Raw genomic sequence first — 25,567 nt, 5'->3', positions numbered from 1 at the left:
TTTGTCGTTAACTCAGGTGAGCGTCACCTCATTTTACCTCCTTACTAACTGTCTGTTTTAATGGAAAAGCTGGTGGTTCAACCCCCAGCAGATGACGTACGAAGAAATTCCGTCGTTTGCGTTCACCATACTCGCCCCCGCTGGAATGGGCCATGTTCGGCACCATCAGAAAATCAAAATCCTTATTTTCTTTGATCAGCGCATTCACCAGTTGAAGCGTCGATGCCGGGTCCACATTGTCGTCTACTTCACCTACCATCAGAAGCAACTTACCCTGTAATTTATCCGCATGGGTCACATTGGAACAGTCGGCATATTGGGGCCCAATGGGGTAACCCATCCACTGTTCGTTCCACCAGATTTTATCCATTCGATTGTCGTGACAACCACAAGATGAAACCCCGACCTTGTAAAATTCCGGGTAAAATAGTAACCCGCCCGTAGCGCTTTGCCCCCCGGCCGAGGTTCCGTAAATACCAACATGCACCAGGTCCATCGATGGATACTGCTTCGCTGCTGCCTTCATCCAGGCAATACGATCGGGAAAGCCGGCATCTTTCAGGTTTTGCCAGCATACATCGTGAAAGGCTTTGGAACGGTTAGAAGTCCCCATGCCATCTATCTGCACCACAATAAAGCCCAGTTCGGCCAACTCAAACATGGAGGTGTTGTTCGTCATAAACGACTTAGGCACGAAAGAGCTGTGCGGTCCTGCATAGATATTCTCGATAACCGGGTATTTTTTGGCCGGGTCGAACGTCGATGGGCGAATAATTATCCCCCAAATGTCCGTTTGGCCATCCCGACCTTTTGCGGTGAAGGATTCCGGCGCGTGCCATCCTGCTTTTTCCCATTCAGAAATGTCGGCTTTTTCCATGTTCATCTGCACCGCACCATCCTCCGTCGAACGTAAAACCGTTACGGGAGGTTGGTCGACGCGCGAGTATGAATCAATCAGCCAATGTTTATCCGGCGAGATATAGGCCGTGTGATTGGCAGCTTCGGGGGTTAGGGACACGAGCCCACTTCCGTCAAAGTTGATTCGGTAATAATGCACAAAGTACGGATCCTGGCCCGGTGTCATGCCACTGGCCGCAAAGAGGATGGTGCGTTTCTTTTCGTCAACCTGAAGTACATCCCGCACAACCCACTCCCCTTTCGTAATCTGATTGTTGACCCGGCCCGTCGCGCCATCATAGAGGTACAGGTGATTCCATCCATCACGCTCCGACATCCAGATGATCTCCTTACCATCCGCAATGTCGAAACGAAACTTTTTTCCAGAGTTCGAAATGGGGCTATACGTGAAGAACGTTTTACACTGTTCATCGACAAGTGTCCGTACATTGCCGGTTGTTCCATTCACCTCCAGTACCCGATATACCTGATGGCCACGCTGGTTGTACTCTATCGTGAAGGCATGGCTATCTTTTCGCCACTCAGCCCGCGTGAGTCGATATGGGTTAGGAAAGAGCTGATTATTCACCGAAATCTGTTTTCGTTCGGCAATTAAAAATAACTGCGGTTGAGCAACAGACAGGGTGTCGCCCGGTTTCAGGTAATCGCGGCTTTCGAGTTTAGGTTGTAATTGATCTTCTGGAGACGATCGAACAAAATACATGGTTCGCTTCTGACCAGGGCGAACCTTGTTGGCTACCAGCTTTTTAGAGTCGGGCGACCATTGGACATACCCAGAGTAAAAATCACCTGCCGACCCATCGAAGCTTAGCTGGGTCTCCTGCTTTGTTTTGACCGACCGGATAAAAAGATTGTTATTTTTAACATAGGCCGTCCAGCTGCTATCCGGCGATTGGACGGGCTTATCGGACTGGTCGGTGCCGATCTCACCCCAATAGCGTTGCTCTTTAGCGGTTTCTTTCAGCCGAAGGGAATTTGTCTCAAGTCCATAGATCCAGGTGGCGTTTTCAACGTTAAACTCAATTTCCTGACTCCTGGTGTTATAGGTATACGTTGAGAAAGGCAACTCATACGGAAGTACCTTCTTATTCGTTGCCGATGCTAATTTTTGGGCCAGTTGCTCATGGTCGAAAGCCGGTTGTCGGCTTTTCCGCCGTACATCAACTGCTATAAACTCCTTTCCTCGCGGAGTACGAATCATATACCAGGCCATCCGTCCATCCGCCGAACAACTTATTGTGGCAGGGGCGTTATATACGGTTGAGCGTAATTGGGTCTTCAGCTTTTCGGCCCGCCTAAAATCGTCGAGTCGACCCTGTGCCTGTAGAATTGCGGGTAGGCTAACGAAGACCAACAGACTGGTAAACAACTGTTTCATAAACATTCCGTTTCTATTTAAGTAGTCGTTGAGCACAGTTCACGTAAATAATTAACTAGTAAGCCATTAACCAGGCATTATTCAATCAAAAACCGAAGTATGAGCGATAACCGCTGTATGGATGCTTTGATAGTAGAAAGCATCCATACAGCGGTTTTTACGCGTACACAGCTATGAGACCATAGCTAAATTACGGTCCATTTCGTTCGCTTCTATTGCCTCGCTGTTCTGTTTCCCTGTTCAATTTCCTGATTAAGCTCTTTAATATCCACGCCCCTTTCTGATGTGTCACCCAGTAGGTACATGGAAAAATAATCGGCCATCTTCCAGAAGAAATATTCGGTCATTGGGCCAAAGCCATGCCGCTGTGTGGGCAGGATGATCATGTCGAAGCGCTTGTTGGCTTTGATTAAGGCATTCACCATCCGTATAGTATTAGCCGGGTGTACATTGTTATCGATCTCGCCGTGCAATAGCAATAAGTGGCCTTTCAGGTTCTTCACTAACTCCGGATTTTTTTCAATGGTGTACACAAACGACGTGTCGCCTTTCTCGGAAATGGCCTCCTTAACCCCGTGGTGCTTCTCACTCCACCATCGGTTATATACGGCGTTGTCATGATTACCCGCCGATGATACGGCCACTTTGAAAATCTCGGGATAGACCAGCATAGCGGCTGTACTCATAAATCCACCACCCGAATGGCCATGTATACCCACCCGGTTCGCATCAATAAATGGGTGCCGGTCACTTAACTGCTCAACGGCAGCTTTCTTATCGGCCAGGCCGTAATCTCTTAAGTTGCCATAGCCGTAGTTATGGTACCACTTGCTCCGGCGCGGACTCCCACCCCGGTTGCCAATGGTGATTACGATAAAGCCCAGTTGGGCCAACCGGTCAATCCGATCCATGCCCTTACCCCAGGCCTTATTTACGGCTTCCGTTTGCGGTCCCGGATACACATACTGGATGAGCGGATATTTACGGGTTGAATCAAAATCGAATGGTTTGTACATGACTCCATACAGGTCCGTAATACCATCATCTGCTTTGAATTTGAACGGCGTTGGAAACCTATATCCGGTGGCGAACAGTGAACTCAGATCAGTGGTTTCCAGGTCCATGATCTTCCGTCCGTCGGAACCATACAGCCCTGATTTAGGGACAGTATTGACCCGGGAAAAGTTATTGACAAAGAACCGTTGATTATCATTCATAACCACGGCATGGTCATAATCGCCCGGATTGAGCATTTTGAGGAGTGTTCCGTCTAGCTTAACACTGTAAAGGTGGGAGTAATAGGGATCTTCATTCGGTTCGCGGCCGTTGGCCGTAAAATAGAGGATTCGCTTTTTGGAGTCAATCCCAATAATGTCTTCGCAGTGAAACGAGCCGGAAGTGATTTGCTGCTTCAGTTTGCCCGCTTCGTCATATAGGTAAAAATGACCCCAGCCATCCCGCTCGCTCCACTGGACAAACTCCTTCCCATCATCGACCAGACCTATCCGGGTTACATCAACATAGGTGTTCATACTTTCCTCTACCAACGGGCTGGCTGTGCCGCTCTTTACATTGGCAACCATAACTACAATGCGCTTCAGGTCACGACTGGTTTTGGTGAAGTAAAACTTGTCCGGGGTGCCATGCCATACCTCGGGCTGGTAGCGATCGTCTTTGGCACTGGCCAAATCGGGGGCATTCCAAATGGCAACAGACTGATCCCGGCTCAGATCCAGCGGAATTTTGGTTTGGTTTTTTGCCACTATGTCGAACAGCAGTAACTGATGCTGCGGTGCCTCTTTTTCACCGGGCATCTGGTATTTATACGTTTCCAGCGTAGGGCGGGGTTCCGCAACGCTGTTGATTACCCACAGGTCCTTTACCTTCCGATTGTCAACCCGAACCATTGAGAACTTCCTGGAGTCGGGCGACCAGAAAATATTCACTGGTTTCCGATTGTTTTTATTCTTCTCCCGGTCAATGTTCGTCTCTCCCTGTGAATTGGTATACCCATTGTTCTCAACCCCATCCGTCGTCAATTTTGTTTCGACAATGGTGCTGTCTTTTTCATTGGCGATCGCTTTCAAGTAGTTGGCCTTATTCATCCAGTAGAGATTGAAATTCCGACCAAAAACAACGTAGTTACTATCAGGCGAGATCGACGCCCAGCGGGGCGCTTTCTTAATTTTTTTGTGATTCGGCAGCGCGATGAGCTGTTCGGTCAGAAGGTTGTACTGGAAGTAAAACATCTTCTTCTCTTTGGCCGGTGGCGCATCTTTTTTAGCCGTGGTGTCTTTTTTAACAACGTCGATACTGCTCTTCACCTCGAACTGAATCCAGTTTTCGTCCTTTACGAACTGTACACTATCAATTCCGGTATGGAGCGCATCGAACGGATCTTTCACCACTTTTGAAATTTCGGCGGCCAGTTTAGCATTATCGAACAGGGCTTTTTTCTCACCTTTGGCCGGATCGACCAAATACCATTTCTTGCCTGCCGGTGTTTCATATACGTACCAGAACCGATCGGATTTTTTGAGCCAATGAGGTTCAACAAGGGTGCTAAACACCATTTTATCCAATTTTTTGGGAGCGTATCGAGCAGCTAAGGCGTAATTTGCCCTGGGTGTCGACTGCCCAAAACACAGTTGTGCCGTACTAATAAAAAGTAGCACCAGAATTCGTCTCATGTTTGTTGACAAATAAGTTACGGTGAAGTACACTTGAAAAACAGTTCAATTGGTAATTACCAGTTTTTCAGCGAGATAATAAAGTAATCACTGAGTTTTTGTTGAATACCCTCAAATCGTAACCGTTAAGCCGTATTTACAGGCTACTAATCAGGATTTATTTACGTTTTGTCAAGTACTCTTACAAAAATTATTTCCTATATAAACACAGTTAGCACAGAATGAATTTTGATAGGTAGAGTCGTTATCGGTAGTTGTTGACGCCAGATTCCGTTCAATCCGTTTCATTCATGTGCCAATTTTAGAGGAAAGCATGGCATCGGCAAGTTAGAGGTGGCTACCCATCAAGCTCTCAATCAGTCGAACCAGTTGCTCAATTGCCCGGTCAGTGTCAGCGCGTTTCCGATCCGGTGAGTCGAAGCGATTGAAGGGCTTCAATTCGAGAACGAAGGTTTCTTCCACAACATCGTCCTCAATCGGTGTGTAAAGTTTAAAGGCCGTTACTTTCACCGGAAGCAATCCATGGCGGGCTTTGAAGCGGGTCAGACAATACGCCAGCATGTTTTCAATAGCTCCCAGTTCAACTCCATCGGCGGGAACAAACCTGACTTCGGCCTGATTGCGATCGACCAATGTCTGTTCTTCGGGCATAAAATGGCCTTCGCAACTCGAAAAGGTGCGGACCAGTCCTGTTGCCGTAAGAGCAGCCACCAGGGGGTAGATTTTTGGCTCTATCGTATCCATCAGGGTTCTCCGTCCAGTAGCGCAACTTCGTCGGACTCATCCATGTCATGATGACGAAGTTGCCGGGATTTCTGCCAGAACCATGCCAGATAGCCAACGGCCATGAGCGCCAGCACACCCGAAATGGCAAACGAAGCATCGATACCGGTTTCTCCGGCAAAATGATTATGAAGCCAGCCCGCAGCTAAGGCCCCAAGACCAATACCGGCTTCCAGCGCTATATACATGGTAGCCATAGCCCGACCCCGCGTTTTTTCGTCGCTTAGATCGGCCGTCCAGGCCGTTACCGTTGGCGAATTCATCCCCCAGGACATCCCGTAACATATGGCCGAAAGCCAAAACCAGGTTTGGGAATCCGTTAGAATCAGCATACCCATTGAAATCGCCAGTACAATGGTTGAGACAAACAATACGGGGATTCGTCCATAACGGTCCGATGTGCGGCTGAACACCAGTCTAACCACCAGCGAAGCCACGGTATAAACCGTAAAAAATAATCCTTTATTGGTAATCCCGAGGGGTGTACTTAACTCAGCAATGACGGTGAGCACCACGCCCGACGAGAAGGATTGTAACAATAGGACGATAAAGGGCGGCAGGGCTTGTTTATCGAAAATCTCTTCTTTTTTGAGCCGAAGCAAGCTAAATCGAAAGGGTTGTGTGTGAACAAGCGTTTCAGGCATTTGCAGCAAAATACCAATCGAGAGCAGCGCAAAGGCCGAAGATGTCCAGAACATCACATTCATCGAAAAGCTATGCGCGAGCCAGCTCCCAATGGCAGGCCCAAGCGACATGCCCATGGCCGTAAATAGCCCCAAAGTACCCATAGCCTCACCCCGTCGGGTAGAGGGAACAATATCGGCCACATAAGCGGAGGTCGCTGTAGGTTTGGTACCCGTTGAGAAACCGTGTATGAGCCGAAGTGTCAGAAAGCCTCCAACGGTCAGCAGATAAGGGTACAGAAAACCACAAACGAAACAGACGATTGACCCGAAGGCCATTACCGGAACCCGGCCAACGGTGTCGGTAATTTTACCGCTAAAAGGCCGCGAGAATCCCGCGGTAAGGGTAAACAGGGCAATAATGAATCCGATGTACTCCCGGCCACCCAGTTCGGTAAGGTAAGCTGGCAGTTCAGGAATCATCATCTGAAAACTGGCAGAAAACAAAAAGTTACTGACACAAAGTAACCAGAACGAGAGGGTGTACAGTGAAGGGCCGTTTGAAGACCGGCGCATAAACATTGAGCGAACGTCCAAAATAACTGGATTTGGTTCGCTCAAATTTACGACTCATTTTTCAGAGACCCATAAGGTTTTGCCATCTTGTAGGTCTCTACCATCTATTTTGGTTCAGGTGTAGAATTTCCCCCGTCGAGCACAAACCGCCACTGCCCGTTGCGCTGGCGTTTCCAAACGGTCATGTATACCCCATAGGTAGCCGATCGGTTACCCGCTTCACTCCTTTTGGTTAACATCCATTGACCGAAAGTATAACCCAGTTCGCCAGACTGGGCGGCATCGGCCTTGAGTACCTGCCAGGTTAACACTGGGCCATTGGCGGGAAGGCGACTCATTTGCGCCCGGAGGGAATCGAACCCCACCGTTGGCGCGGCACCATCGTTTAATTTAATGACATCATCGGAGGCATAGGTTGTAAACGCTTTCGCCATTCCCTGTTTTTCAGACATAATACTGAAATTCTGGTCAGCTTCCCGAATTTCATCGATAGCCTTCTGACGGGTTGCTGCGGCTGGATTCATGGATCGGGGGCTTTCTACCCGCGTGCGGCAGGACGACAAAGTCGCGATAACACAAAAAAGAGACAATACGTACTTCATGTTCGGTAGGGTTATTCGTACAGTTTTGGCGTAAATTTGCAGAATGAATCATGAATGATGCCCAATTGATGATGAATTATTTTTCAATTCATGCCACCACATTTATTATTCATCCGTCCTCATTCGTTAACTGTTTATGTCTCAAAATTTAAAAATTGCCCTGTTTCTCACCGTTTCCATCCTGCTCACGACCTTCACGTTTTATTTCTGGCAGGTGTTTAAGAGTCCAAACCTTCAGGTTCAGGACGAAGACAAGACCTTTGCCCTGCTCATTCCAAAGGGGTCTACGTTTGAGTCAGTAATGGACACACTCAAGACGCATAAAGTAGTTAATGATGAAACCTCCTTCCGGTTCCTGGCCAAGATGATGAAGTACACGGAGCGGGTAAAAGAAGGCCGATACGAGATAAAGCCAAAAATGGGCAATCGCGAGGCTCTGGTTAAACTGCGCAACGGAAGCCAGGACCCGATGCCGGTTACGTTTAACAGCATGCGGCAAAAAAGTGACCTCATTCAACGGCTCGGCAGTAAGTTCGAGTTTGGCTCCGACGCGCTGGGAAAACTCCTGAACGATCCGGCAACCTGCCAGAAGTTCGGTTTCGACACAACAACGATCGTTTGCCTGTTCCTACCCAACACCTACGAGTTCTTCTGGACCATAAAGCCCGAAGCTTTTCTGGAACGGATGGGGACCGAATACAAGAAATTCTGGACGCCCGAACGTCAGGCCAAAGCCAAGGCATTGGGCCTGACTCAAACCCAGACGCAAGTGCTGGCCTCTATCGTTGCGGCAGAAACCAACAAGCGCGACGAACAGCCCCGGGTGGCCGGTGTATACCTCAACCGACTGAAACAGGGCATCAAACTCGAAGCTGATCCAACGGTAATTTTTGCCCTTCGTGATTTTGGCATCCGGCGGCTGCTCAATAAACAGCTAACGGTTGACTCGCCGTACAATACCTACCGATACACTGGATTGCCACCGGGACCAATTAACTTACCGGCACCCGCCACCATCGATGCCGTTCTGAACGCCGAACAGCACGACTACCTCTACTTTGTCGTCGACGCCCGTTTCAACGGCTACCATACATTCTCAAAAACGTTGTCCGAACACCTCGCCAACGCCCGCCTATACCAGCAGGCGCTGACAAAAATGAAGATTATGAAGTAATACCAGGTGGTGAGCGGCTTCGCCTAAGTCGGTAAGTTAGTAAGTAGCTGATGCGAATAATCTCTTCCGTAAACCGCTTACTAACTTACCGACTTAGGCGAAGCCGCTTATCAACAAAAAATCCCACCCACTACCATGTACTCCTACGACGTTACGAATATTCGGGTTCGCTATTATGATACCGATCAGATGGGGATCGTGTATTATGGAAACTACGCCCGTTTTTATGAAATCGGCCGGGTCGAAGCCTTGCGCAACCTGGGCCTGAGTTATAAAGAAATCGAAGAAACGGGAATTTCGATGCCCGTTTATGACCTGACTTCCCGTTTCATCCGTCCGGCAAAATATGATGATCTGCTGACTCTCCGGGTTACCATTCCACAAATTCCTAAGACCCGGTTGATGTTCGATTATGAAATTTACAATCAACACGGTCAACTACTCAATACCGGACAAACTACCCTCGTCTTTGTTCGTACCGAAACAGGTCGCCCCTGCTCTGCCCCGGCAGATTTAATTGAAGCGACTAAACCTTTCTTTGACCAGTAGGTTAAAATGTGATTGGCCGTTGATGGAAAACATATCAGGCAGTTCTCAAAAACAGCTCTGGACAACCAAGGGTACTTGTTCTTCGGAAACTACTAATGGCTAACGATGCCCGCTATGTTTGACAAGCTATCAAATGTTCAAGTCGTAAAGCGTACACGTATTTGGTTAAAGGAACACCAGCCCTTTAACTCACGCATAAGCTGGTACGACTTCTTATCGAAAATGCTGGCCCAAATCACGGATAACAACACCAGTGAGCGAGCAGCTTCCGTTGCCTATAGTCTGATTCTGGCCGTTTTTCCGACAATCATTTTTTTCTTTACCCTAATACCCTACGTCTCTTTCATCCCCAATCTGGAAGATCAGATCATGGGATTTTTTCAGCGCGTGTTGCCGGGTAATACGTTTAGTGCAGTGGACACTACCATTCGCGACATCATCAACCGGCCGCGAAGCAGTGTCCTTTCCTTTGGTTTCTTGTTGGCTCTGTATTCGGCCACCAGCGGGCTGGTAGCTTTGATGCAGGCATTCAACTCCTCTTATCAATTCGATGAAAGGCGTGGCTTTTTTAAAGTCAGGCTGGTTGCCGTTGGCTTAACCTTCACCCTGGCGTTTGCCCTCATTCTGGCGGTAGTTGTTTTAATTATTGGGGGTATAATCAGTGACTTTCTGCTTCGGTTTGGCCTGCTCAATAATGCCCTTTTCATTAACCTGCTCGCTTTGGGACGCTATATTGTGGTGTTTGCCGTTTTTGTCGGCGCCGTATCGATCATTTACCGGTATGGACCGGATGTAAAAATGAAATGGGTGTTCATTACTCCCGGTTCCGTAACCGCATCGTTACTTATTGTCCTAACCACCCTTGGCTTTTCGTATTACGTATCCAATTTTGGTTCTTACAATAAAGTTTATGGATCAATTGGCACACTGATTGCACTGATGATATGGATCAACCTTATATCGCTACTGCTCATACTTGGTTTTGAGATGAATGTAGCGTTGTATAACCTGGAGGGGGACGCGAATCCAAGCGTTGAGGCTAAAACAACAAACGCCACCCCGGAGATTTGAGATGACGTTTGCAAAACCTAACCCATAAATGTAAAGGCACAATTTCGGACGTGGTAATAAAGTTAACCACCCCAAAATGTGTTCTCTCGAGAATTTGCAAAAAGCGGGCCAATCTCATAACTCGCTCTTCAGAAACGCTCTCTTTTTACCACTTGATAAGAATATAGCATCATCCGGTAACAAATAGGTTTTATTTTAACCAATAGCATAAACCGGACAATCCGGTTGAAAGTTTAGTTATAATAAAGGCCAATTTTATTTTTTTATGGTTTCTGTCACCGGACAGTCCAATCCGCTTCCCATGAGCCCTTTTCTTAATCAGATCAAGCCCTGGGTAAGCGTCATCTGCACGAATTATAATCAGAAAGAATACGTCGATGAAGCGCTTCAGTCGGTTGTTGACCAGGATTACCCGAATGTCGAGCTGATCGTCATTGATAATGGCAGTACGGATGATTCGGCAACGCGTCTTACGGCATTTAAGGAGCGACATCCGGCCGTTCAGTTGATCCTGAACCAAACTAATGTTGGGCTGAACCGTGCCTTTAACCAGGGACTGGCCCTTGCCCAGGGTCGATACATCATTGATCTTTCTGCCGACGATGTCCTGCTTCCCGGACGAATTGCCGATCAGGTAGCGTATTTTGAGGAGCTGGCCGGCCCCTATGCGGTCGTGTTTTCAAATGCGGCTTATATTGATAACGCTGGTACAATACTCTCTGTACACTATCCAACTGATGAGCAGGGCCACGCTCTGACTCCCGTTCCAACCGGCAATGTGTTTCAACCCATTTTAGAATCCTACTTCATTTGTACCCCCACCATGATGATGCGCCGGGACGTGTTGAACGAATTGGGTGGTTACGATGAAACACTTGCTTATGAGGACTTTGATTTTTGGGTTCGTTCGGCGCGGCTCTACCACTACGCCTACCTGGATAAAGTTCTGACACATAAACGACAAGTCGCCAGTTCACTCTCAGCCCAAGTCGTCATGCCGGAGAACAAACTGCTGGACTCTACCCTCACAGTTTGCAATAAAGCCTTTGATCGATGCCACACGCCCGACGAGTTTAAGGCATTAGCCGGGCGACTTCGCACTTTTATTCGTAAATCATTTTATGCTGAACAGTTTGACCTGGCTCTGCAGTTTGGAGAGCTTTTACGGCAAATCGAACAGCCAGGATTTACCAGTAGCTTTATTTTAGGCTTGTGCCGCCTTCAAGTCCCGGTCAATAAGCTCTACCGCCAGTATATTAAGTTTTATCGGGCCAGTGGTTGGCCGAAACTGGTTTAGCCCGTTTATAGTTATAGGATTAGGAGTATTATCAGCTACTCAATTGAAGCTGGTTGCTGATGGTAAACCAGAAATCGTTAATCCATTACCATGTCGGCCGAATTCATTAAACTTTACCCTAAAAACCCCGATCCCCGACGGATTGAGCACGTCGTAAAGGCCCTGCGCGATGGCGCTGTCATCATCTACCCAACGGATACAATCTATGGCATGGGTTGCGACATTCATAATACCCGGGCGGTTGAGCGGATAGCCCGAATCAAAGGCATTAAACCGGCTAAGAATGATTTTTCATTTATATGCTACGACCTCAGCCACATTGCCGATTATGCTCGGGTTAGTAACCAGGCCTTTAAACTTATGAAAAGTGTATTGCCGGGGCCTTTCACCTTTATACTTCAAGCGACCGGCAACGTCCCTAAAATTCTTAATTCTAACAAAAAAACGGTCGGTATCCGTATTCCGGATAACGATATTCCCCGTCAACTGGTACACCTGCTGGGCAACCCAATCATAACAACCTCCATTCGGGATGAGGACGAAATTATCGAGTATTCAACCGATCCCGAACTGATATTCGAGAAGTTTCAGAATCAGGTAGATATTGTTATTGATGGGGGGTATGGCGGAAACGTGGCATCGACCATAGTGGACGCTACTGACGACGATTTTTCGATCATACGTCAGGGCCTGGGCGAACTAATGCTTTGAAAAGTAACGATATGGTCTTATACTTGCACTCAGGGTTATCATTCCTCACAAACGGGATGTAACCCTTTTTTCGCGATCATTTCGTTACTCAACCAAGTCCATATGCGTCCTTATTTAGCCGCACTTACTGTGCTGGCTCTTTGCCACCTCACTGGCTGCTCCTCCACTCAATCGAAGCAGGAAGAATCGTCCAAAACGGGTAACATTGCTCTTGAAGCATCAGCGAAAAGTCCGTCGAAAGCGACTACTGATGCTGACTCATCCGATACATCAGCAACACCGCCCTCTACGGCTACCCCATCGCGCGGAGTTTCAACGGGTGACTCTACCCTGGATTCGCTTACGTATGCACCTACTGGGGCGCTTCTGCCGAAGTACCGGATCTTCGCCTATTATGGCAATCCGCACTCCAAGAAAATGGGCGCGTTAGGTAAATATCCAAAAGAAGAAATGCTTCGCCGGATGGATGACGAGATCAAGAACTGGCAAAAAGCTGACCCATCAACGCCTATTCAACCCGCTCTTCATTTAGTGGCCACATCCGCCCAGGGAGCGCCCGGCAAAGATGGTGGTTATCGGATGCGTATGTCCGATAAAACCATAAAGAAAGTCCTGAAGTGGGGCAATGAACACAAATCTGTTGTATTTCTGGATATTCAGCGGGGACATGCGCCCCTGGGTCCGGAAATGGCCTATATGGAAAAATACCTCAAGTTGCCGTTTGTTCACCTGGGTATAGACCCCGAATTTTCGATGGTAACCGGGGCGAAACCAGGAACAAAAATTGGTAGTTACGACGCGGCTGATATCAACCAGGCCGTTCAATTTCTGAGTCGTATTGTTAAGGAAAATAACCTGCCCCCTAAAGTGTTAGTCGTTCACCGCTTTACGCAGGGAATGATCAAGAACTATAAAAATATCAAACTCGACCCGAATGTCCAGATCGTAATGGATATGGATGGCTGGGGACCGCCGGTACTTAAAAAGGATTCATACCACGATTACATTCAAAAAGAACCGGTTCAGTATACGGGCTTCAAGCTCTTCTACGAAAACGACTTCCGGAAACCAGGCTCACGAATTATGACCCCTGCTGAGGTTTTAGCCCTGACGCCAAAACCGATGTATATTCAGTACCAGTAACTTCAGGAAAACCGGAAACAAAAACGGGAGACGCTGTAGAGCATCTCCCGTTTTTATTTTATAGTGGTTAATTCCATTTAGAAACAACAGTCATCGGCAACAGAAATGCTTTTTAAATTCAAGAAAATGTCATTAAGACATCCTGACAAACATTACAGCTTTCACGGAATAATGTTAATCCAGAGATGAGTGCCCGAAGTATAACCGAAACAACTATCACTCGAATAGCTATTGGACTAGCGAGCGTATTGTACCCGTAACAGGCGTTGGTTTAATTGCTTAGAACAGGATTTTGAAAAGTCCGTAGGCAAAAAAAGAAGAAATTAGAAGGATACCTGACCAGGCTATCGTATTGATAGGATCGAGCGAGACCGAACGCAATCGTTTCATGCAAGTACAATTATTTGGTAATATTATTCAATAAAGTCAAATAATCATACATATTTTACAATTAAATCATTTTTATTTCAAAAAAACCGGCTATTGGTATTGTCAGTTAACCCTTCTTTTTAATTCTTAGTAAATAAAAATTAGTGATGCGTAAATTAAACGCATTCTGCACTTATTCCAAATTCGTCAATAGTGATAAAAAGGACGCACTAATAAATGTTTGTCAATACCGGATAAATGCGAAATTTACCCAATGAAAAGCACATTGATATTGATTCTGACTACCTGTCTACTGGTTGCGTGCGGCCAATCCGAAAAAGCAAAAGATCAAAGCACTCAACGTCAACCCGACACAACAGCAGCTAAGACTCCCCAACCTAAGGATTGTCAGACAGTTGATACGGGCGCCAAATTAGGCAAAGCCGACGTGTATCAGGAATCAGCCAAACCAATTAAGGTATCGATTACCATCGAGCAGGATACCAGTTCAACAGTACTTGACAACGGTTGTTACTTTAACAATTCGATTACCGTAATGGCAACCAAAAAGGCAGGTGGTCAGGTTTTTAAGCGTACGCTATTAAAAGACGATCTGCTTTATTTTGTCAAAAGCGACAAAGACATTGAGAAAGCCGTTCTGCAATCGGCTACCTACAAGCCTACCTTTAACAGCTTGAAATTTATCACCTTCACCATGCACCTGATCGATCCAACCAGCCGACAAACTTTGGATTACCTGGTAACGATGAACTATTTCGGGGAGATTATAAAGGTGAAGTAGCGTTCGTCTACGGTCTTCTCATGAACGGGCCATACGAAGGCATTCGGTATTTGTCATCACTTCAACGTAATCGAACCGCTTTCCCAGTAATCAAAAGCCTGTTTTGGAATGTGGGCACGCCCACATTCCAAAACAGGCTTTTTTATGTCAGATACAACATTTTTTTCGCGGGGTCCTGAAGCAAAAAAAGCCATGTCACCGCTCGAAAGGGTAACACGGCTTTTTTGCTTCAGGACCGGTTGACCTGACTGCTAAAGTATCGTTAGTTAATACCCACCATAAAACTTACGAAGTCCCCATTCAATCGCAACCAGCGTAAGGACCAGAAAGAATAACCAGCGCCAGTTAATGAGTTCGTTCATTTCTTCAGTACTCGTCAGGCGGGCGGGGTGCGGACGATTGGTCAGGGTGCGGACAAGTTCGTCGGTTTGATTGGCTTTATAGAATTGACCACCCGTTTGCTGTGAGAGTTGCCGAAGCAACCCATGATCGGCGGTTGTATTCAAGGCCTCCAGTTGAAGGTCGCGCACCACAAACTGTCCGGATGCCTGTTCAGCCTTGTTATTTACAGTTACACTGGCCCGGAACCGATAAGCACCTTCGGGCAATCGGCTGATCTCAAAGCGGCTATTAGCGTCGGTAGGCGTATAATTGAAGGTGCGTGTCAATCCTTTTTCATCACTGATTTCCAAACGGACGGGCTTGTCGAACAGGCGTTCGTAAATATCGTTGTACAGCTCCGTTTCAAAAATTACCTTCTCCCCTGCCACAAATTCATTACGGATTGGATAGACCCGCAGTTTACGGCGATCCTCCTTCACCGAAATTAATTGAATTACTTTCTGAATCAGTTCATCGACTACCTCCTGCTTGTCGGTCAGGGCGTATTCCTCCAAACGCCAGGCCCATAGGCCCTCACCAGCCAACACGGCCGTTTTACGAGGGCTCGTTACGTTCAGGGCCAGCAACGGCTTGGTTGTACGAACGCTACCCACCTGCTGCCAGAGAACAACTTCAGAACCCGCCTGTAGTCGAAACTCACCGTAGGGTACCAACATTGGCGGCAGTTTGGACAGAATGTCAAGCCTGCCGGGATCAAGATTTAGTTGCTTAAATTCAGCGTTGAAAACACCCGTTACTTTATCACTCTGGTTTGGCTGTGCATTGATCTGAACGACCGGATTCGACGTATTGAATGGGCCCATTGATGACTGATTGCCCAGAACAAATAACACGGGTGTGTTTTTAGCCAGGTATTTCTGAAGCAGCGGTGTACCGACTCCACCATTGTCAGGAATCTGATGCAGGATGATCAGGTCGTAGGTTTTATCGGCCGGTGGCGTTGCTTCGGCGGGGGTACCGGTCAAAACCCGGACATCAACTTCGTAATTCTGATTTCTCTCCAGGATATTCCGCAACGCTTTTATGTCCGGATGAGGGGATAAAGCCAGCAACAGTACTTTCTCTTTCCCGTCGATGACATCCAGATACACGTCCTGCCGATTGTTTCGCGTACTGAATTCACCTGCCTGTGGCAACACCTCAACCACATAGTGCTGAACCCCTTTTTGCGTGGCGGTTGTCTGAAAAGTTACCTGATCGAACGTATCATTTTTCCCTAAACTGACCGATTGTCGACCAAGTTCTTTTCCGTTCTGTCGAAGGACGACCGTTGCAGAACGGCCCTGAAATCCATTACTCACGATTTCGGCTTTCACCGGAAACTGGTTACCCAGATAGGCGATCCGGTTGGCGATAATACCTCTCAACTGAATGTCTTTCTTGGCAATGGTATCACCTAGCCCAATCGACTGTACGGCAAACGGATATTGACCAAAGGTTGGCGAAAGGCCCTGGTTAAAAATACCATCCGACACCAGCACAACATCCGTCAGGTTGCGCCCCTCATAGTCCGACCGAATGCCGGATAACAACCCCGAAAGATCGGTGGTACGCCGGGTAAATGGAATTTGAGTGAGGTCGGTTGTTCCATCGGGATCGTCCGTACTGGCTCCCCCGAACGTATGAATGGACACATCCAGCCCCTTATCAGTCAACTGTTGTTTGAGCGTTTGCAGACTAGCCAGCGCACTCGTCAATTGAGGGCGACCCGCTGCTGCCACCGATTCCGAGTTGTCGATAGCCAGGACGACTTTTGGTTTTTCTGTAAGCGTCCGCAAACTACGAATGAGCGGATTCAGCAGCAGGAAGGCCAGGAAACTGACGACCACAAACCGAAGAGCGGCCAACCCATAAGTCGTTCGCTTATCAAACCCACTACTCGCGGTACCACTACCGGCAAAGCGTGGCAATGGCTGATACATAGCAAACGCATAGACGGCCCCAACGAGCAGGCACACCAGAATCCACCAGGGGGACGATTGAAAAATGAAGTTCATTCTGATAAGGGATGAGGAGCGAGAAGCGAGGAGTCAGGAGGGTACCAAAGACAGGCTAACTCCTCGCTTCTACGACTAAGTAAGCATTCCTCCATCCACTTGCAGCACCTGACCGGTGATGTAGCGGGAGAGGTCGGAGGCCAGGAAGACAGCACAATCGGCTACTTCCTCAGGTTGGCCTCCACGTTTCATCGGAATCTGCTGTTTCCAATCTTCCAGCGCCTTTTCATTTATTTCACCGGTCATCTCGGTCTCAATAAAACCTGGTGCAATGGCATTCGAACGGATATTGCGGGAACCCAGTTCAAGAGCCACCGACTTGGTGAAACCGATGATACCTGCTTTAGAAGCTGCATAATTAGCCTGCCCAGCGTTACCCCGAATACCCACTACGGATGTCAGGTTGATAATTGAGCCTGATTTGGCTTTCATCATGGTTTTGATGGCCGCTTTGGTCAGGTTGAAGACCGACTTTAGATTAACGTTAATTACCGTATCCCATTGCTCTTCGGTCATGCGCATTAGCAGACCATCTTTGGTAATACCAGCATTATTGATAAGTACGTCCAGTTTACCAAAATCAGCCAGTACCTGAGCAATAAGTTCTTCGGCCGCTTTGTTGTCTGATGCATCGGAGCGATAACCTTTTACCTGACCACCAAACGCCCGCAGCTCCTCCTCCAGCGCCTGACCTTTTTCTACATTCGACAGATACGTAAATGCAACATGGGCACCTTCTTCGGCAAATTTTTGAGCCATAGCCCGACCAATTCCACGCGACGCACCGGTAATCAGAGCAACTTTTCCTTTCAGTAAATCCATTGTAGGGGGTAATGATTAATAGAAGATGAAGAGTAGATCATTTTACAAATGGTAAAAGCCACTCAACTGAATTTATTGGGTATCATCACCAAATAAATTTAGCCAAAAATAGTGGATTGGCTGAAAACGACAAGATACGAATAGGTTTTGGTTTCGCCGATAAGCTGTGTTACTTTGTCGAAACTACAGATAATCCACTATGAACTATCGTCTTATCCTGGCCTTACTCCTGTCGTCGGTTTCGATGACACGAGCTCAGAAAATCCATTCACACAACGACTATGCCAAAGTCCGTCCCTTTGTAGAGGCTTATGAGCAACGAGCTGACTTTATTGAAGCCGATGTGTGGTTGCGTAACGGGAAGCTGGTCGTTTCGCATGAGAAACCGGAAGACACACCACAGGTAATTCCACCAACGCTCGACTCATTATACCTCCAACCTATCGTACACTTATTTAACCAGTACAAGGACAAACCCAGTTCTGACCGGGATTATACTTTTTCCTTGGTCATCGATATTAAAGAAAACCCTGCCGAAGTGTTGCCCAAACTGATGGAAAAGCTAAAGGAGAACATTACTTGTTTCAACCGATCGTCAAACACGAAAGCGATTCAGGTTGTCATCAGCGGGGATCGTCCAAAAATTGTCACCTACCTCGATTATCCAATGCTTCAGTTCGATGGTCGGCCCAGCGAAGTGTATGACCAGGAGACGCTGCAGCGGGTAGCAATGATCAGTGATAGTTTTCAATCCTACTCCCGGTGGAATGGTCTTGGCGATATTCCCGATGCCGACCGGGATAAACTTAAACGCGTGATTAAACGGGCACACAGCGATAATAAACCCTTTCGTTTCTGGGCCATTCCCGATTCACCAAACGCCTGGAAGCAACTAAAAAAACTGGGAGTCGATATTATCAACACCGATAAAGTGGCCGAAGCAGTGAAAGCAATGCGGTGAGTTGCGGGCGTTTACAGTAAACAAGCGCACCATTCGGCTTATTAGGTAAATTAACGTATTCTGCCTTACCTAACACGATTCTACCGGATGGATATTCCTCAAATTAAAAAAGCCCCCCTTACGTACGACGTTGCGATTGTTGGCTCAGGGGCGGGTGGCGGTATGGCCGCTTACATGCTTGCCAAAGCAGGCGCCAAGGTTGTCTTGCTCGAAGCAGGTGGCTATTATGACCCCGCCGATCCGAAATACATTACGCAGTTAAAATGGCCCTACGAATCACCGCGCCGGGGTGCCAGTACCGAAGCCCGTTCAGGCGGAGATTTCGATGCAGCCTGGGGAGGCTGGGAGATTGATGGAGAGCCTTATTCCGCTAAATCCGGTACTGAATTCGGCTGGTTCCGTTCCCGTATGCTGGGCGGACGCACCAATCACTGGGGGCGTATCTCGATGCGCTTTGGCCCCGATGATTTCCGCCGTCGCTCTCTTTCAGGCGTTGGAGATGACTGGCCTATTGGCTACGATGACCTTAAACCGTACTATGATAAAGTAGATCGGCTTATTGGTGTTTTTGGTTCTGTAGAGAATTTCCCAAACGAACCCGACGGCATTTTCCTACCTCCTCCAAAGCCCCGTTTGCATGAGTTAATGATTCGTAAGGGTGCCAGAAGTATTGGTATTCCGGTCATTCCATCAAGGTTGAGTATCCTGACCAAGCCCATCAATAAAGACCGTGGTTCCTGTTTTTATTGCCATCAGTGTAACCGGGGTTGCCAAGCGTATGCTGACTTCTCGGCGTCGTCGGTACTCTGTATACCGGCCGTCAAGACGGGTAATGTTACCCTGATCAATGGCGCTATGGTGCGCGAAGTCCTCACCGATCCGCAAACCGGTCTTGCCACGGGCGTTAGCTACGTGAATAACCGAACCATGGAAGAAATAACGGTTCGGGCCAAGGCGGTTATGCTGGGAGCGAGCACATGTGAGTCGGCACGCATTTTACTAAACTCCAAATCGTCACGCTTCCCGAATGGTCTGGCCAATAGCAGTGGTGTGGTCGGCAAATATTTAAACGACTCCACCGGTGCCAGTCGTTCCGGATTTATACCGGCCCTGATGGATCGTAAGCGGTATAACGAAGATGGCGTTGGCGGCATGCACGTGTTTACACCCTGGTGGCTGGACAACAAGAAACTGGACTTCCCACGGGGCTACCATATTGAGTACGGTGGCGGCATGGGCATGCCAGGGTATGGCTTCGGCAGTGGTATGGAATCCATGAACAACCTCGTTCCGGGTCGTGATGGGAAGATGAAAACAGGCGGTGGTTACGGAGCCAGCCTGAAAGACGATTATCGCCGATTCTACGGAGCCTACATTGGTATGTCGGGACGAGGTGAGCCCGTCCCACTCGAGAGCAACTACTGCGAAATAGACCCTAATGCCGTTGATAAATATGGTATTCCGACTCTTCGATTCCATTATAAATGGTCGGATTACGAAGTGAAGCAGGCCAAACACATGCAGGATACGTTCGAAGAAATTATCCATGCCATGGGTGGCATTGCTTTAGGCCCGAAACCCGGACCGAATACCGCCCACGGCTACGGACTGGCGGCTCCCGGACGTATTATTCACGAAGTAGGTACCGTTCGAATGGGCAATGACCCACAAAAGTCAGCTCTAAATAAGTACCAGCAGGCACACGATGTTAAGAACCTGTTCGTGGTCGATGCCGCTCCATTCGTTTCTCAGGGCGACAAAAACGTAACCTGGACGATTCTTGCCAGCGCCATGCGTACCTCGCAGTATTACATTGATCTGGTGAAGGCAAAGAGCATTTAGATAGGTAATGTTACCCGTGCTATAACTAAGTTCATAAAAAAGCGGCCTGACTTTTCCGAGTCAGGCCGCTTTATATTTTGACTAGTTAATGGCTATTCAACAGCCACTTCGGGCTTCTTGACCGTTATAGTCAGATTCTCGCCTTCGCCACTGTAGTCGGCCAGAATCACATCACCTTCTTTCAGTTCGCCCTTCAGAATTTCTTCAGCAACGGGATCTTCAAGATAGCGCTGGATGGCACGGCTCAACGGACGAGCACCGTATTGTGGATCGTACCCTTTTTCGGCCAGGAAGTCTTTCGCCTTCTCGGTCAGCTCTACGGTATAACCCAGGTTGGTAACCCGGCCCAGGAGTTTACCTAACATCAAGTCGATGATCTTGTGAATGTCTTCGCGTTGCAGCGAGTTGAACACAATTACATCGTCAAGACGGTTCAGGAACTCAGGGGAGAATGCTTTCCGAAGCGCGCTTTGAATGGTGCTCTTCATCAATTCATCCTGGGTTTCGGCACTTTTCTTGGTAGCGAAACCAATACCGGCACCAAAGTCTTTCAGGTCACGCACCCCTATGTTGGAGGTCATGATGATGATCGTGTTCCGGAAATCGACCCGGCGACCCAGACCGTCGGTCAGGATACCATCGTCGAGCACCTGCAACAGGATGTTGAATACATCCGGATGGGCTTTCTCGATCTCATCAAGCAACACAACGCTGTAAGGCTTCCGACGGATTTTTTCTGTCAACTGACCACCTTCTTCGTAACCAACGTAGCCCGGAGGTGCACCAACAAGACGGCTTACACTGAATTTCTCCATGTATTCCGACATATCGATACGTACCAGTGCATCGTCTTTATCGAAGAGATACGTGGCCAGTACTTTGGCCAGCTCCGTCTTACCGACACCGGTTGGTCCCAGGAAGATAAACGAACCAATTGGTTTCTTGGGATCTTTCAACCCAACCCGTGTCCGCTGAATGGCTTTCACCAGTTTGTCAATGGCCGACTGCTGACCGATTACGCGGCCTTTCAGTTCGTCGCCCATGTTGATGAGCTTCTTACCTTCGTCATTCGACACGCTGGTTACGGGAATACCAGTCATCATGGCTACGACTTCGGCAACGTTTTCTTCGTTGACTGTATAGCGACGTTTCTTGGTATCTTCTTCCCACAGCTGTTTGGCGCGATCGAGTTGATCGATCAGACGCTTTTCCTTGTCTCGCAATTGGGCCGCTTCTTCGTATTTCTGGCTTTTGACAACCTGATTTTTTTCCTTCTTGATATTTTCAATCTGCTCTTCGAGCTTCAGAATATCTTCAGGAACCGTAATGTTCGAAATGTGTACGCGGGCACCCACTTCGTCCATGACGTCGATCGCTTTATCAGGAAGAAAACGATCAGATATATACCGTTCCGACAATTTCACCGCGGCCTCGATGGCCTCTTTGGTGTAGTTGACGTGGTGGTGTTCTTCGTATTTATCCTTGATGTTGTTCAGAATTTCGATGGTTTCGTCGATCGATGTTGCATCGACCATCACCATCTGGAAACGACGGGCCAGAGCGCCATCTTTCTCGATATACTGACGGTATTCATCAAGGGTTGTGGCACCAATGCATTGAATGTCGCCCCGCGCTAATGCCGGTTTGAACATATTCGATGCATCGAGCGAGCCGGATGCTCCGCCTGCACCCACAATGGTATGCAGCTCGTCAATGAACAGGATCACCTCAGGCGATTTTTCCAGTTCATTCATGACGGCTTTCATCCGTTCTTCAAACTGGCCCCGGTATTTAGTACCAGCAACCAGCGATGCCAGATCGAGGGTAACAACGCGCTTACCGAAGAGCACCCGCGATACTTTTTTCTGCACAATACGCAGGGCAAGACCTTCAGCAATGGCCGTTTTACCTACGCCAGGCTCACCAATCAGGATCGGGTTATTTTTCTTCCGGCGGCTCAGGATCTGAGCAACGCGTTCAATTTCTTTTTCACGACCAACAATGGGGTCGAGTTTGCCAACTTCAGCCAGTTTGGTCAGATCACGGCCAAAATTATCCAGAACAGGCGTGCGCGATTTCTCGGTGCCCTTAGGGTCTTTCCCTGAGCTGGAACTGCTGCTGCCACCAAACATGCCCCGGTCATTATCGTCATCGTCGGTATCGCTTGCCATGGTGGGGCGGGTTCCGGTTGATTGATATTCCAGCATCTCTTTAATGACTTCGTAGTTAACATTAAACTTGTTCAGAATCTGCGTGGCGACATTGTCTTCATCGCGCAGAATCGACAGTAAAAGGTGCTCCGTACCGATTAACGGGCTCTTGAAAATCTTAGCTTCCAGATACGTAATCTTCAGCGTTTTCTCCGACTGACGGGTCAGGGGGATATTGGCCAGATTTTTTACGTTGTTGGTGGCTGTTCCTTTCGTTGCCTGTTCGATAGTAACCCGGAGTTCGTCGAGCGAGATGCCAAGTTTCTTGAGCAACCCGACCGCTACACCCTCACCCTCACGAATCATACCCAGCAACAGGTGCTCTGTGCCGATGTAATCGTGGCCTAAGCGCAAGGCTTCTTCCCGACTCAGCGTGATAACTTCCTTGACGCGGTTTGAGAATTTTGCTTCCATTCGTTTTAGGGTCTCCTTAGGTAACCGTACTATAGGCCTAACGAAGAGTTTTAAGGATTTGTTCACTCCTGAAGGCCGGCCAGTAACACGTCCGAAGCGGTCGGTCCCTGGCAAAACAACAGGTCTATTATACTTAAGTTTGGTACAAAATCTTGGCCAAAATTCTGTTGGTACGCTACAGGATGATGGAATATATAAGTTTCCGGCTCATTTCGCGGATTTAACATCGACCGGGCGTCAAATAGGCCGACCGGAGGAACCTTCTCATACCATTCTGTCAGGTTTAACCCCCGATTCAACCGAATCAATTTCAGACAAATTGTCAGAAGCTCCAGATTCAAATCAAACAAAAAAGTCCATTTTTTTTGATAAACCGGTTCAAAATAGGGAGCGTAAAATTCAAAAAATGGTGCCTTTCCGTAAGCCGCCTGCAAACATCGCCAGTGATTCAGTTGCCAGGGCTGGTCATTGACTACCCGTAACTCGCGAATTGGCTGGTGGTGGGTCCCCTGCTTAACAGGCACTGTCAGGACATCCACTTTGTTAGCCGTCAGAACGTAGCAGCGATTTCTGTAACTTTGCTTCTGGTAATGTTCATGAGCCTCGATTTGCACTTTCTCAAACTGCATTAACCCCGATAAGTAGTCAATGCCCGGTAAATAGTGCAGTTCTATCAGCAACTCGTTTCCCTTGAACTCGTATTGGTTTCGTTTCAATTAAACTAATTTGTATCCGTTCACAATTAACGCAAAAAAGCGATACTAACAACTGAATTTAGTATTTTTTTAATTTCCCGGCAAACGTCTCTTTATGCTTACGTTCGTCCTATACTCGTCAAATGATATTTTTTCGATTCCTATCACGTTTGCCATTTCCTGTATTATATGGCATTTCCGATGTTTTATCTTTTTTGCTGTTGCACGTTATCCGGTATCGTCGTCAAGTTGTCCTCGATAATTTGACTCGTTCCTTTCCCGAAAAGTCACCGGAGGCCATTCGGAAAATTGCCAGAGGCTTCTATAAAAATCTGGCCGATACGATTGTTGAAACCGTCAAACAAGCCAGTTTACCTCCCGAGTTTTTTGCCAGGCATGTTCAGTTCACAAACATTGAACTCCTCAAAGACAAGATCTTAGCGGGTGAGACTGTCATCGGCATGAGCTCTCACCAAGCCAATTGGGAATGGATTCCTGCCGTTTTAATTCAAAATGATATCCCCGTCGACAGCATTTATAAACCCCTTACCAGTCCGTTTTTCGAGAAGCTGATGCTCCACATCCGCTCGCACATCGGACAGGTGCTGGTTCCTATGAATCTGCTGCCCCGTCAGATGGTCCTTCGCCGTCATATTCCCCGCGTTATCGGCCTGATTGCCGATCAGGTTCCTGATGTACCTGAACAAGCTTACTGGACAGACTTTTTACATCGTGACTCACCGTTCTATCCCGGCGCTGAACGACTGGCCCGAACCCAGAAAAAGTCGGTCATTTTTTTCGACATGGTACGGGTACGGCGCAGTTATTACGAAGTGACCTGCCGACTTATTGCGGAACCACCCTATGATAATGTACCGCTGGGCGGCATTGTCGAGAGTTACCGGGACACCCTGGAAGCCTCCATCCGCCGAAATCCTTCCGACTGGTTGTGGTCGCACAAACGCTGGAAGCACTGGCGAGGCAAATACGCGAGTGTAAGCGCCAAGCTTGAATAACGATGAATGCCCGATACAGACTTGTATCGGGCATTCGTCATTCGTATCAGCCTATAACGTGTCTCTTCGGGCTTTTTCAGTTCGTGCAGAGTCGCGTTTGGCTTTTAATTTATCGCCTTCCGTAACAATGGCATTTTCAGCCTTATCAAGTCCTTTATTGACGGTTTCTCCTACTTTCTTCGCGCCTTTGCTTACAGCTTCATCCGCCACTTTTGCCTTTTCCTTTGCCCCCTTGCCTACTTCTTTTGCGGCCTCGCCAACACTTTGTCCTGCGTTCTTCAATTCTTCTTTTACGCGTGCTTTCCGTTCAGCGCGTTCCTGCTGACGTATTTCTTTCCTGCTCATAGCCGTTGTGTCCTGAGCATAGGCACCAACGCTTAAGAACAGTGTAACGACTAAAACACTTAATAGGCTCTTTTTCATAACGTCTTCTTTTTTGAAATGGGTTGTATAGTGGTAGTAACCTGATTGATCAGGCCTGTAGTTCTGTCTTTTTAACCGATTCTCCCGATGGTTTGTTTA

20 protein-coding genes are annotated in these 25,567 nt (G+C 47.9%); 10 read left to right on the top strand and 10 right to left on the bottom strand.

What is annotated here, in order from left to right:
• Positions 1-28: 28 nt before the first annotated feature.
• From ACYVK4_RS14160 to ACYVK4_RS14140, 5 genes are all read right to left on the bottom strand, one after another.
• A complete protein-coding gene (locus ACYVK4_RS14160) occupies positions 29-2,296 on the bottom strand; it encodes a S9 family peptidase (protein ID WP_461128171.1) in 2,268 nt (755 codons plus the stop codon).
• Positions 2,297-2,508: 212 nt separating this feature from the next.
• Positions 2,509-4,986, bottom strand: coding sequence for a S9 family peptidase (locus ACYVK4_RS14155; RefSeq protein ID WP_461128170.1), 2,478 nt, complete (start codon positions 4,984-4,986; stop codon positions 2,509-2,511).
• Positions 4,987-5,313: 327 nt separating this feature from the next.
• Positions 5,314-5,730, bottom strand: coding sequence for a hypothetical protein (locus ACYVK4_RS14150; protein ID WP_461128169.1), 417 nt, complete (start codon positions 5,728-5,730; stop codon positions 5,314-5,316).
• Positions 5,730-6,968 carry an MFS transporter gene (locus ACYVK4_RS14145; RefSeq protein WP_461128168.1) on the bottom strand — a complete coding sequence of 413 codons (1,239 nt, stop codon included), beginning with the start codon at positions 6,966-6,968 and terminating at the stop codon, positions 5,730-5,732. Before ACYVK4_RS14145 ends, ACYVK4_RS14150 begins: the two co-directional genes overlap by 1 nt.
• Positions 6,969-7,072: 104 nt before the next feature.
• On the bottom strand, positions 7,073-7,570 hold the full coding sequence (locus ACYVK4_RS14140; RefSeq protein ID WP_461128167.1) for a YybH family protein: 498 nt from the start codon (positions 7,568-7,570) through the stop codon (positions 7,073-7,075).
• A 136-nt stretch (positions 7,571-7,706) separates the two neighbouring features.
• Here ACYVK4_RS14140 and mltG point away from each other — a divergent pair, with 136 nt between their 5' ends.
• The 7 genes from mltG (at position 7,707) to ACYVK4_RS14105 (ending at position 14,686) form a co-directional block, all read left to right on the top strand.
• Positions 7,707-8,744, top strand: coding sequence for an endolytic transglycosylase MltG (mltG, locus tag ACYVK4_RS14135; RefSeq protein ID WP_461128166.1), 1,038 nt, complete (start codon positions 7,707-7,709; stop codon positions 8,742-8,744).
• A 135-nt stretch (positions 8,745-8,879) separates the two neighbouring features.
• The gene (locus ACYVK4_RS14130; protein ID WP_461128165.1) at positions 8,880-9,293 is read left to right on the top strand and encodes an acyl-CoA thioesterase; all 414 of its coding nucleotides are present in this window, start codon (positions 8,880-8,882) and stop codon (positions 9,291-9,293) included.
• A 114-nt stretch (positions 9,294-9,407) separates the two neighbouring features.
• Positions 9,408-10,364, top strand: a complete 957-nt coding sequence (locus ACYVK4_RS14125) for a YihY/virulence factor BrkB family protein (RefSeq protein ID WP_461128164.1) — start codon at positions 9,408-9,410, stop codon at positions 10,362-10,364.
• Positions 10,365-10,665: 301 nt separating this feature from the next.
• Positions 10,666-11,661: a glycosyltransferase family 2 protein gene (locus tag ACYVK4_RS14120; protein WP_461128163.1), complete on the top strand. Its 996-nt coding sequence runs from the start codon at positions 10,666-10,668 to the stop codon at positions 11,659-11,661.
• 90 nt (positions 11,662-11,751) lie between these two features.
• Positions 11,752-12,372 carry an L-threonylcarbamoyladenylate synthase gene (locus tag ACYVK4_RS14115; protein WP_461128162.1) on the top strand — a complete coding sequence of 207 codons (621 nt, stop codon included), beginning with the start codon at positions 11,752-11,754 and terminating at the stop codon, positions 12,370-12,372.
• Between the two features lie 102 nt (positions 12,373-12,474).
• Positions 12,475-13,515 (top strand): hypothetical protein, encoded by a 1,041-nt coding sequence (locus ACYVK4_RS14110; protein ID WP_461128161.1) that lies wholly within the window; start codon positions 12,475-12,477, stop codon positions 13,513-13,515.
• Positions 13,516-14,158: 643 nt separating this feature from the next.
• Positions 14,159-14,686 carry a hypothetical protein gene (locus ACYVK4_RS14105; protein WP_461128160.1) on the top strand — a complete coding sequence of 176 codons (528 nt, stop codon included), beginning with the start codon at positions 14,159-14,161 and terminating at the stop codon, positions 14,684-14,686.
• Between the two features lie 266 nt (positions 14,687-14,952).
• Here ACYVK4_RS14105 and ACYVK4_RS14100 read toward each other — a convergent pair whose 3' ends face one another.
• Both ACYVK4_RS14100 and fabG read right to left on the bottom strand, forming a co-directional pair.
• Positions 14,953-17,085 carry a VWA domain-containing protein gene (locus ACYVK4_RS14100; protein WP_461128159.1) on the bottom strand — a complete coding sequence of 711 codons (2,133 nt, stop codon included), beginning with the start codon at positions 17,083-17,085 and terminating at the stop codon, positions 14,953-14,955.
• A 75-nt stretch (positions 17,086-17,160) separates the two neighbouring features.
• Positions 17,161-17,907, bottom strand: a complete 747-nt coding sequence (gene fabG / locus ACYVK4_RS14095; RefSeq protein ID WP_461128158.1) for a 3-oxoacyl-[acyl-carrier-protein] reductase — start codon at positions 17,905-17,907, stop codon at positions 17,161-17,163.
• A gap of 199 nt (positions 17,908-18,106) precedes the next feature.
• Here fabG and ACYVK4_RS14090 point away from each other — a divergent pair, with 199 nt between their 5' ends.
• Together ACYVK4_RS14090 and ACYVK4_RS14085 are read left to right on the top strand one after the other, a co-directional pair.
• The gene (locus tag ACYVK4_RS14090) at positions 18,107-18,868 is read left to right on the top strand and encodes a phosphatidylinositol-specific phospholipase C/glycerophosphodiester phosphodiesterase family protein (protein WP_461128157.1); all 762 of its coding nucleotides are present in this window, start codon (positions 18,107-18,109) and stop codon (positions 18,866-18,868) included.
• 87 nt (positions 18,869-18,955) lie between these two features.
• Positions 18,956-20,710: a GMC oxidoreductase gene (locus ACYVK4_RS14085; RefSeq protein WP_461128156.1), complete on the top strand. Its 1,755-nt coding sequence runs from the start codon at positions 18,956-18,958 to the stop codon at positions 20,708-20,710.
• A gap of 92 nt (positions 20,711-20,802) precedes the next feature.
• On the opposite strand, the gene ACYVK4_RS14080 is transcribed toward ACYVK4_RS14085, so the two are convergent.
• On the bottom strand, positions 20,803-23,334 hold the full coding sequence (locus ACYVK4_RS14080; RefSeq protein ID WP_461128155.1) for an ATP-dependent Clp protease ATP-binding subunit: 2,532 nt from the start codon (positions 23,332-23,334) through the stop codon (positions 20,803-20,805).
• Between the two features lie 62 nt (positions 23,335-23,396).
• The gene (locus ACYVK4_RS14075; RefSeq protein WP_461128154.1) at positions 23,397-24,050 is read right to left on the bottom strand and encodes a WbqC family protein; all 654 of its coding nucleotides are present in this window, start codon (positions 24,048-24,050) and stop codon (positions 23,397-23,399) included.
• A 122-nt stretch (positions 24,051-24,172) separates the two neighbouring features.
• Here ACYVK4_RS14075 and ACYVK4_RS14070 point away from each other — a divergent pair, with 122 nt between their 5' ends.
• On the top strand, positions 24,173-25,045 hold the full coding sequence (locus tag ACYVK4_RS14070; RefSeq protein ID WP_461128153.1) for a lysophospholipid acyltransferase family protein: 873 nt from the start codon (positions 24,173-24,175) through the stop codon (positions 25,043-25,045).
• A 51-nt stretch (positions 25,046-25,096) separates the two neighbouring features.
• On the opposite strand, the gene ACYVK4_RS14065 is transcribed toward ACYVK4_RS14070, so the two are convergent.
• Positions 25,097-25,468 carry a hypothetical protein gene (locus tag ACYVK4_RS14065; RefSeq protein WP_461128152.1) on the bottom strand — a complete coding sequence of 124 codons (372 nt, stop codon included), beginning with the start codon at positions 25,466-25,468 and terminating at the stop codon, positions 25,097-25,099.
• Positions 25,469-25,567: the final 99 nt, after the last annotated feature.

The organism is Spirosoma aerophilum (genome assembly GCF_054782495.1).
The sequence above is the reverse complement of the archived record's forward strand: the minus strand, read 5'-3'. Positions and strand labels throughout refer to the sequence as shown.

Bases quoted from the DNA above. Each gene is read 5' to 3' on its own strand.
- ACYVK4_RS14160 (WP_461128171.1), bottom strand. From the start codon at position 2,296: ATGAAACAGTTGTTTACCAGTCTGTTGGTCTTCGTTAGCCTACCCGCA.
- ACYVK4_RS14155 (WP_461128170.1), bottom strand. From the start codon at position 4,986: ATGAGACGAATTCTGGTGCTACTTTTTATTAGTACGGCACAACTGTGT.
- ACYVK4_RS14150 (WP_461128169.1), bottom strand. From the start codon at position 5,730: ATGGATACGATAGAGCCAAAAATCTACCCCCTGGTGGCTGCTCTTACG.
- ACYVK4_RS14145 (WP_461128168.1), bottom strand. From the start codon at position 6,968: ATGCGCCGGTCTTCAAACGGCCCTTCACTGTACACCCTCTCGTTCTGG.
- ACYVK4_RS14140 (WP_461128167.1), bottom strand. From the start codon at position 7,570: ATGAAGTACGTATTGTCTCTTTTTTGTGTTATCGCGACTTTGTCGTCC.
- mltG (WP_461128166.1), top strand. From the start codon at position 7,707: ATGTCTCAAAATTTAAAAATTGCCCTGTTTCTCACCGTTTCCATCCTG.
- ACYVK4_RS14130 (WP_461128165.1), top strand. From the start codon at position 8,880: ATGTACTCCTACGACGTTACGAATATTCGGGTTCGCTATTATGATACC.
- ACYVK4_RS14125 (WP_461128164.1), top strand. From the start codon at position 9,408: ATGTTTGACAAGCTATCAAATGTTCAAGTCGTAAAGCGTACACGTATT.
- ACYVK4_RS14120 (WP_461128163.1), top strand. From the start codon at position 10,666: ATGAGCCCTTTTCTTAATCAGATCAAGCCCTGGGTAAGCGTCATCTGC.
- ACYVK4_RS14115 (WP_461128162.1), top strand. From the start codon at position 11,752: ATGTCGGCCGAATTCATTAAACTTTACCCTAAAAACCCCGATCCCCGA.
- ACYVK4_RS14110 (WP_461128161.1), top strand. From the start codon at position 12,475: ATGCGTCCTTATTTAGCCGCACTTACTGTGCTGGCTCTTTGCCACCTC.
- ACYVK4_RS14105 (WP_461128160.1), top strand. From the start codon at position 14,159: ATGAAAAGCACATTGATATTGATTCTGACTACCTGTCTACTGGTTGCG.
- ACYVK4_RS14100 (WP_461128159.1), bottom strand. From the start codon at position 17,085: ATGAACTTCATTTTTCAATCGTCCCCCTGGTGGATTCTGGTGTGCCTG.
- fabG (WP_461128158.1), bottom strand. From the start codon at position 17,907: ATGGATTTACTGAAAGGAAAAGTTGCTCTGATTACCGGTGCGTCGCGT.
- ACYVK4_RS14090 (WP_461128157.1), top strand. From the start codon at position 18,107: ATGAACTATCGTCTTATCCTGGCCTTACTCCTGTCGTCGGTTTCGATG.
- ACYVK4_RS14085 (WP_461128156.1), top strand. From the start codon at position 18,956: ATGGATATTCCTCAAATTAAAAAAGCCCCCCTTACGTACGACGTTGCG.
- ACYVK4_RS14080 (WP_461128155.1), bottom strand. From the start codon at position 23,334: ATGGAAGCAAAATTCTCAAACCGCGTCAAGGAAGTTATCACGCTGAGT.
- ACYVK4_RS14070 (WP_461128153.1), top strand. From the start codon at position 24,173: ATGATATTTTTTCGATTCCTATCACGTTTGCCATTTCCTGTATTATAT.
- ACYVK4_RS14065 (WP_461128152.1), bottom strand. From the start codon at position 25,468: ATGAAAAAGAGCCTATTAAGTGTTTTAGTCGTTACACTGTTCTTAAGC.